General features: G+C 50.5%; 8 protein-coding genes. All 8 read right to left on the bottom strand.

The genetic code is table 11. The annotated features are described in order from the left end of the window. Positions 1–183 precede the first annotated feature (183 nt). Positions 184–1,704, bottom strand: a complete 1,521-nt coding sequence (purF, locus tag D9T21_RS18600; protein WP_105933926.1) for an amidophosphoribosyltransferase — start codon at positions 1,702–1,704, stop codon at positions 184–186. Between the two features lie 13 nt (positions 1,705–1,717). Continuing rightward, positions 1,718–2,206, bottom strand: coding sequence for a CvpA family protein (locus tag D9T21_RS18595; RefSeq protein WP_123326717.1), 489 nt, complete (start codon positions 2,204–2,206; stop codon positions 1,718–1,720). Between the two features lie 164 nt (positions 2,207–2,370). Continuing rightward, positions 2,371–2,970 carry an SPOR domain-containing protein gene (locus D9T21_RS18590; RefSeq protein ID WP_123326716.1) on the bottom strand — a complete coding sequence of 200 codons (600 nt, stop codon included), beginning with the start codon at positions 2,968–2,970 and terminating at the stop codon, positions 2,371–2,373. Positions 2,971–2,984: 14 nt separating this feature from the next. Further along, positions 2,985–4,223, bottom strand: coding sequence for a bifunctional tetrahydrofolate synthase/dihydrofolate synthase (folC, locus tag D9T21_RS18585; RefSeq protein WP_123326715.1), 1,239 nt, complete (start codon positions 4,221–4,223; stop codon positions 2,985–2,987). A gap of 20 nt (positions 4,224–4,243) precedes the next feature. Beyond that, positions 4,244–5,089 carry an acetyl-CoA carboxylase, carboxyltransferase subunit beta gene (gene accD / locus D9T21_RS18580; RefSeq protein ID WP_123326714.1) on the bottom strand — a complete coding sequence of 282 codons (846 nt, stop codon included), beginning with the start codon at positions 5,087–5,089 and terminating at the stop codon, positions 4,244–4,246. 256 nt (positions 5,090–5,345) lie between these two features. Continuing rightward, complete coding sequence (gene truA, locus D9T21_RS18575; protein WP_123326713.1) at positions 5,346–6,137, bottom strand: tRNA pseudouridine(38-40) synthase TruA; 792 nt, start codon at positions 6,135–6,137, stop codon at positions 5,346–5,348. Positions 6,138–6,278: 141 nt separating this feature from the next. Next, positions 6,279–7,685 (bottom strand): M28 family peptidase, encoded by a 1,407-nt coding sequence (locus tag D9T21_RS18570; RefSeq protein WP_123326712.1) that lies wholly within the window; start codon positions 7,683–7,685, stop codon positions 6,279–6,281. Between the two features lie 171 nt (positions 7,686–7,856). Next, positions 7,857–8,640, bottom strand: a 784-nt coding sequence (locus D9T21_RS18565; RefSeq protein WP_164464758.1) for a hypothetical protein, incomplete at its 5' end; no start/stop codon positions are given.

The raw sequence follows: 8,640 nt of genomic DNA, 5'->3' as shown, positions 1-8,640 counted from the left end.
CGATGAACACCCTTGCCGTTCGGCTAGCACTTCCCCTTGCCGGGTGTGCAGAGGACTTCCACCTCCAAGTCATCAACTCACCACCACAGTGAGTCGAACAGTGCTAAAGCACTACGCGCCATGCCCGGCGCACCATTAAAAAAGCCGTTCATGTGAACGGCTTTTTAGTATCTGCGCTACCAGTTACGCTTCGAAGTTATGCATATCCAGGTTGGATAATTCAGCCTGAACAACCGGCGCCTTTCTGGCCTGATCGTTACGGGCCGCATCGATGCGTTCCAGGTATGCCTGGTCTACGTCACCGGTAATGTAGTTGCCATCGAATACCGAAGTTTCAAAGCGTGAAATTTGCGGATTCTCGTGCTGAACGGCAGCAACCAGGTCGGAGATATCTTGGAAGATCAGACCGTCAGCCTGGATCAAATCAGAAATCTGGTCAATCTCACGGCCATAGGCAATCAGTTCGTTAGCTGATGGCATATCGATACCGTACACATTCGGGAAACGAATCTCAGGTGCTGCAGAAGCGAAATAAACCTTCTTCGCGCCCGACTCACGAGCCATCTCGATGATTTGGCCGGAAGTGGTACCACGAACAATGGAATCGTCAACCAGTAGTACATTTTTGCCTTTAAATTCAGAGGAAATCGCGTTCAGCTTACGGCGAACCGATTTCTTACGCTGAGTCTGGCCAGGCATAATAAACGTACGGCCAATGTAGCGGTTTTTAACGAAGCCCTGACGATAAGGTAAATCAAGGGTAATGGCAATTTGTAGCGCCACATCCATAGAAGTTTCCGGAATTGGGATTACCACGTCGATATCAAGGTCGGCCCATTCCCGGGCAATCTTTTCACCGAGCTTTTTACCCATGTTTACGCGGGAGGCGTACACAGAAATACCGTCAATGAACGAGTCAGGACGGGCAAAGTATACAAACTCAAAGATACACGGTGAAGTCAGTGGCGTCTGGGCGCACTGTTGGGTGAACAACTCGCCCGCTTCGGTGATAAATACGGCTTCGCCCGGTGCTACGTCACGAATAAACTGAAAACCTACGGCATCCAGTGCAACACTCTCAGAGGCAACCATATATTCTTCGCCCATTTCGGTAATACGCTTGCCCAGCGCCAGCGGTCGAATACCATTGGGATCGCGAAATGCCACAACACCCAAACCAATAATTGCCGCCACACAGGCGTAAGCGCCGCGGGCTTTATTGTGAACATTAGTGACCACTTCGAAGATATCTTTGGGTGACACTGTCAGCCCGGTGGTCCGCTGTGATAACTCGTGGGCAAAAATGTTCATCAGAATCTCTGAGTCTGATGTGGTATTGATATGCCGGCGCGCTATTTTGGCGACTTCGATTTGTAAATCGAGGGCATTGGTGAGGTTACCGTTGTGGGCAAACGCCATCCCGAAAGGAGAGTTTACATAAAACGGCTGAGCTTCTGCGGAACTGGAAGAGCCGGCAGTGGGATAGCGACAATGACCAATCCCCATGTTCCCTGTGAGGCGCTTCATATGACGGGTGTGAAACACATCCCGAACCAGTCCATTGTCTTTACGCAGATTAAACACACCGTTGTCAATCGTCATGATACCAGCCGCATCCTGACCACGGTGCTGTAAAACGGTTAAACAGTCATAGAGTGACTGAGCAACTGGTGTTTTACCAACTATTCCGACAATACCACACATGTAGGTTACCTATTTAAGCGGGAGTTAAAAAACTGGAGCTGTCTTTTACGTAACTAAAAAACCACTCAATTATAATTGCAAATTCCGGCACTAGCACCGACTCATCCCACCAATCTGATGAGGCTGAAGGCGTAAACGTATCCAGGAAAAATAATAGCGCACTAACGATCAGAATGCCGCGCAATGCGCCAAAAACTGCACCGAGTGCTCTGTCGGTGCCAGACAGGCCGGTGGCCTGAACCAGTTGACTGATGGTGTAATTCAGCAAGGCACCGAGCAATAGCGTTGCCACAAAGAGTGCGGCGATGGCCGCGCCGTTACGAATAAGTTCGTCACTGATGCGCGTGAAGTATACGGCAAGGTCGGCATAAAATTGGCTGGCAACAAACATGGCGGCAAACCAGACTGCCAGTGAAACAGCTTCTTTAACGAAGCCGCGCACCAGACTGATTAGCGTGGAGAGCGCTATCACACCTATAATCGTGTAATCCAGCCAATTCATTTGAAGATTCTTACCCGTCCTGTTAACGATGGGTTAGGCTGTTATGCCAAAACTCATCGCGTCAAATTCGCGCGCATTCTACCAGAAGTCTGCCTGATTACCAGTGCCGAAATTTTATCCAGTCACCGGCTGTCAACAATTCTGTCCTGAGTGAGCCTGTTGATTTAGCTGTTTACACTGAAGCGGGTTACTTTGCCTCGTAAGCCGGTTAATTCCTGAAGGTGAGATAAGGCACCATCCAGTTCGCGTTTGTTCAGATTGGGCCCAACAAATACTTTGGTTAACGGCCCGGAACTGGTTTCGATAGGCCGGCTGAACGCACGGTAACCGGCGTTTTCCAGCTTATCCAGTAATTGCTTCACGTTTTTCTGATGCCTGAAACTGCCCAGTTGAATCACCCAGCTGTTGTTTTGCTCAGATTCTTCCGGGGCTTCCACCACAGTCTGGCGTGCCAGATCATCATTAGGCGAATTATTCACCTGCGTCGGGTTACCTGCTGCAGGAGTCGACTCAGCCGGGCTGTCCGGCTCATCAACCGGCTTTTCATTAACAATTTCAACCGGGCGCTGCGCTGAAGCCACCACCCGTTCATCAGGAAAAGGTTCGGGATTTACAATTGGCTTCTTGGCAGGAGCCGCCGGAACATTTACAAACACGTCCTCATTGCTGGATTTTTTCCCATCCAGCATGTCTGGTAAAATAATTACCGCTACTGCTACCAAAATAACAGTGCCCACCAACCTGTTCTTTAACGCTGCCGCCACTACCTGTGATCCTGTTATGAGTTTTGTGTATTGTGCGGTAACGCCAGAATATCTGCAACTGTATGGAAAGAACCTACCACTAAAATAAGGTCTTCGCTGTGTGCATCCTGACGAGCAGCCTCATAAGCTTCGGTCACGGCAGAAAACAAACGCCGCGGAGTATTTTCCACGGCCGCCGCCAGTTTCTCTGCTGACAATCCGCGAGGACCATGTGTTGAAGCCAGGTACCACTGCGGCGCGAAACGCTTAAAAGGAGCCAGCGAAGCCGCTGGCGCTTTGTCGTTGAGCATTGCCACCACAATATGTAACTGCCCAAATGTTTTGCTATCGAGCCACTCAGCGAGAGATTCGGTGGCCTGGGGGTTGTGACCCACATCAAGATAAGTCACCGGCTGCTCAGCAATCAGTTGACGACGCCCGGGCAACTGCGTGTTGGCAACTGCTTGTTGCATAGTCGCATCACTAACGGTGAAACCCGCATGTTTGAGTACAGCCAGCGCCGTAGCAACATTGTTCAGCGGAATAGCGGTATCCGCTAGTTCTACCGTCTGCTCTGCAGCCATAAAAGTCACAGCACCGTCAGCATCGCGAGCAATGCTAAATTCCTGATTCTGCCACCAGGCCTCTGCGTTCAGAGCCTGTACCGCATCGCGTAGTGTATGCGGGGGCTCAGGTTCGCCGATCACTACTTTACCGCCATGGCGAATAATACCGGCCTTTTCTACGGCAATCTTTTCCCGCGTATCACCCAGCCAGTCCTGGTGATCAAGTCCAATACTGGTTATCACCGCACAATCCGGGGTGATAATGTTAGTAGCATCCAGTCGCCCACCCAGGCCAACCTCAAGCACCACTACATCTAGCTCTGCAGCCATCAGCATCAACATAGCCGCCAGCGTACCAAACTCAAAGTAAGTTAAGGTGATATCGCCACGGGCTTGTTCCACTTGTTCAAAAGCATCACAAAAAGTATCGGCGTCTGGTAACGCGCCATTAATACGCACGCGTTCGCGGTAGTCGAGTAAATGGGGTGAGCTGTATACGCCGACTGACTGGCCTTCAAGAAGCAAGGCATTTTCAATCAGGGCGGACGTGGTGCCCTTACCATTGGTACCACCAACGGTGATAACCCGGGCGTCGAAACGAAGATTAAGCCGTTGCGCTACTTCGTTTACGCGATCCAGCCCCATATCAATAGCACTGGGATGAATGGACTCAAGATATTCGAGCCATTGCGTCAGAGTTTTACTCATAAGAGATATAAAGCCCTGAATTAATCAGGGCGATGTAATTTGGCCAGAACGCTGTGCATCTTATCGCGCATTTCGCGGCGATCCACAATCATATCGATTGCGCCTTTCTCCAGCAGGAATTCACTGCGCTGGAAGCCTTCAGGCAATTTTTCACGTACGGTCTGTTCGATAACCCGCGGACCGGCGAAACCGATTAAGGCTTTGGGTTCTGCTACGTTGATATCGCCAAGCATTGCTAAACTGGCCGATACGCCGCCCATGGTCGGGTCAGTCATCACAGAAATATACGGTAAGCCTTTTTCGCTCAGCTTGGCCAGAGCCGCTGAGGTTTTCGCCATTTGCATCAATGACAGTAGCGCTTCCTGCATCCGCGCACCACCACTGGCAGAGAAACATACCAGCGGACAATTAGCGGCAATGGCTGCATTCACTGCAGCAACAAAACGAGCGCCAACTACCGACGCCATAGAACCGCCCATAAAGGCAAACTCAAAGCTGGCAACCACAATCGGCATACCTTTCAGTTTGCCCTGCATAACGATTAACGCATCTTTCTCGTTAGTTGACTTCTGCGCTGCCGTAATACGGTCTTTATAACGCTTGGAGTCTTTAAACTTCAGTACATCCTGTGGCTCAAGATCGCCGGCCAGTTCCTGACGATCACCAGCATCGAGGAAGGCATCCAGTCGACGACGGGCGCCAATGCGCATGTGATTGTCACATTTCGGACAAACTTCCAGTTGCTTTTCCAGGTCCTGCTTGTACAGCACGGCCTGACAGCCATTACATTTCGTCCAGATACCTTCAGGAACGTTACCTTTGGTGGAAGTTTGTGTCTTTGGAAGAATTTTTTGTATCCAGCTCATGCCAGAGATGTCCTTTTAGCTAACCTGTTACGCCCGGCTTTTTATGCTTGTTCGTGCCCGGTACAGGATGATGAAATAATAAACGATGGATTATATCCGCATATGGCGACATATTAGAGCATATTCAACGCAATAGCGAAAAATAAAACTGGTCTAAGAAGTACGAATATTTATACGTATAAACGGCTTTATTGGCATGGCCTAATGAATTTTGCTGTTAATTTCGCCAATGGCCAGCCGGACGATCCGCAGGCGCTTAATTATCCGGCAAAAACAGTGGACCAAGCACTCCACGCGGTAAACCGTAAGAGGCAGGATAATCCACATCCACCAGATATAAGCCATTGGGTTTTGCTGTAGCAGCGGCCAGGGTTCGGTCTTTACCAGCCAGCAAGGTGGCAATCCAGTCGAGAGGCTGATGACCGCTGCCAATTTCTACCAGCGAACCCACAATATTGCGCACCATGTGATGTAAAAATGCATTGGCACTGATATCCACAATCACATAGCAGCCCTGGCGGGTAACGGTTACTTTGGTGACATTTCGAAACGGCGTTTTAGACTGGCAAAGTGATGCTCTGAAAGCACTGAAGTCCTGCTCACCCAGTAATGCCTGAGCCGCCTCATGCATGCGTTTTTCGTCCAAATCGCGGTGCACATGGGTAACCCCGTGGTGCAAAATTGCCGGACGCATTTTGTGGTTATAGATGATGTAACGATAACGCCTGCCAGTAGCCGAAAAACGCGCATGAAAGTCATTACCAACCTCACAACACCACTTCACGGCTACAGAATCCGGCAGATTCGCATTTACGCCCATGGTCCAGGCTTTGAGCGGCCGCGCGACATCACAGTCGAAATGCACCACCTGACCAGTAGCGTGAACACCGGCATCGGTTCGTCCGGCGCACTGCACCTCAATAGTGGTGTTGGCTACAGTCGACAGCGCTTTTTCTAAATAGCCCTGCACACTGGGCACTTCCTGCTGTCGTTGCCAGCCAAAGTGCTGGGCACCATCATATTCAATACCAAGGGCTATTCGGGTCATGTCTTCTGTTGCTTTGCGTTGCTAAGAGGCGCGTAAGTTTACGTAAAGCGAAGCCGTTGGGCAATCCGGATAATCAGGAAGATTGGTATTTGCAGGCAGGAATTTGGGGCAAAGCAGCAGCTCTGCCCCACATACTGATGATTATTGGCGGTAGTCCACGCCACTGTTTGCAGCGTACCAGGCAAACAAGGTGTAAATGGTGGTATTCACTTTCAGAGCATCCTTATTAACTTTATCGAGAGTGTCGTTTTCGGTGTGATGAAAGTCAAAATAATCGAGACCATCCGGTGCAAAGTTAAACGCCGGCTGCCCCGCTTCGCCCAGCAAGCTCATGTCCGACTGTCCTTTGGCGGTATTGGTACTTGCCAAACCTACGCCCATTGGCGCCAGATAGTTGGCAAAGTCACGCACCGATGCCAGGGCTTGAGGCCCTACTCCCGGCTCCAATTCATAAATGCGCCCGTTGCCGAAATCCCACTCAGCGCCAAGCATATGTTGCGACATGTCGTCTTTATGTTGGGCCACATAGTCGCGCACACCTACCAGACCAATTTCTTCAGCCGCAAACAAAATAACCCGAATAGTGCGCGCCGGACGCTGCTCCATGTTGGCAATGTAATGCCCGGCCGCCAGAACTATACCAATCCCGATGCCATCATCAATCGCACCAGTGCCCACATCCCAACTGTCGATATGCGCGCCCAGGGTAATCAGCTCATCAGGCTGTTCAGCGCCGGTAACCTCACCAATAACATTAGCGATAGTAACTGTGTCACCGGTTGGGCCGCTGGCGCTGGTATTTAATGAAAACGTGACTGGCTGTTCCCGGCGTAACATATTTTCCAGCAGATCCGCATCAGGGTTAGATAACGCCACCGCCGGTATTTTTGCCACACCCTCTTCGTAGCGCATCATTCCGGTGTGACCAATGCGGTCGGTGTCTGTGCCTACTGAACGCATAATAAACGCCACCGCGCCTTTTTTAGCCGCGGCCGAAGCGCCAGCCACTCTGGCCCCAACCGCTTTACCATAGCCATGCCCATCAATATGGCGTTCCATTCGGTAACCAACATAGGCAATCTTGCCTTTAAGGCTGCCCTCCGGCGCGGCCTGAAGTGCTGCTAAATCGTCAAAGAAGGCCACTTCGGCGTTAATGGCCTGGCCATTGGTACCAACACTGCCACCCAGTGCAATAGCTACCACTTTGTGGGGGTAAGGCGAGGTTATACTGGCCGTGAGGTCGCCGCGCTGCCACAGCTGCGCCTGGCTTTCCTCAACCCACACATTATCAAAACCCAGTGCCTTCATTTTTGCCACGGCCCAGTCGGTTGCCGCATCGGCTCCCGGCGTGCCAACCATCCTGGCCCCCACTTCGGTGGTTAGGGACTCTACAATGTCATAAGAAAGGGTGGATGAACTGACATCTTGTTTAATGGTGTCGAGTACTTCGGTTTGCACTGTTTGCCGTGCTTTAAGACCTGGTGATGCCAGCCCGATGGCAGTAAGACCAATTGCCGCGGCTAACAGGGTGACTAATTTATTTTTCATTATTATCAGCGTCCGTCGTTTGATGTGTTATTTCCCAAATTTATTGTGCGCCAAATACAGAATGTAAAGAATGCCAATGCCATGACTGGCCGAAAAATTATGATGAAGGAAAAGGCTGGTCATCCCATTTCAGGGTAGCCGGCAGTAAAACTAAAAAGCCCACAGGTGCGGCTAAAAATTTGTTTCCAATATTACCCCGCCTTTCGTAGCAGAGCCAGATACCCACTTCCCTATTGGCGTGTTAGATGCGCCCGAATGAAAATTCTTAGCGGTTATCCACCACAGGTACCATTTACCAGACTGGTCATCGAGTATTGGTGTTGCAAACTTAAATTCATCCCAGCGATAATGCCAGGTAGTTTTCGTTCCGGTCAGGGTAATCTCTCCGGCCAGACTGATATCAATGTCGTTATACTCTTCCTCAGACAATTCCTTTTCCCGTTGAACGATATTTTCTGTAGTAATCACTACCGGACCATGCCGACCAAATTGATATTTCGGGTTTGCCAGAATGGCTTCAGCAATGCGCATTAGCTCGGCATCGGTTGATTTGGCCGGTGGCAGTCCGCGCTCGCCGACAATCTTGTCAAGCAAGGCGCTATACCGTTGCCGCATCTGCTCTATATAAGCCACTCTATCGGTCACCGCTTTGTTGGGAGTATTACCCAACGCATTTTGGTACGCCACAAACGTGTTGGCGATAACCAGTTGGCGTTCAAAGCCGGCAAACATTCTTGCTTCGGCACCTTCATTAAGAAAATAATTTGCCTGATCTGACGGGTCGTTGGGATCGATTTCGTTATAAGCTAACAACTCTCTGCCCTGCATCTCTGCAACGTGACGGAGATTCTGCTCGGTAGTGCTGACCGCTTCATTGACCTTTCTCAGGGTAGTGTTATACCAATCCGCATAGAAGTTTGCCCACTCAGCAAGACTGTCAGGCTTTCTGGCTAGG

The sequence above is a fragment of the Marisediminitalea oceani genome (genome assembly GCF_003731635.1).
Taxonomy (GTDB): domain Bacteria; phylum Pseudomonadota; class Gammaproteobacteria; order Enterobacterales; family Alteromonadaceae; genus Alteromonas; species Alteromonas oceani.
The sequence above is the reverse complement of the archived record's forward strand: the minus strand, read 5'-3'. Positions and strand labels throughout refer to the sequence as shown.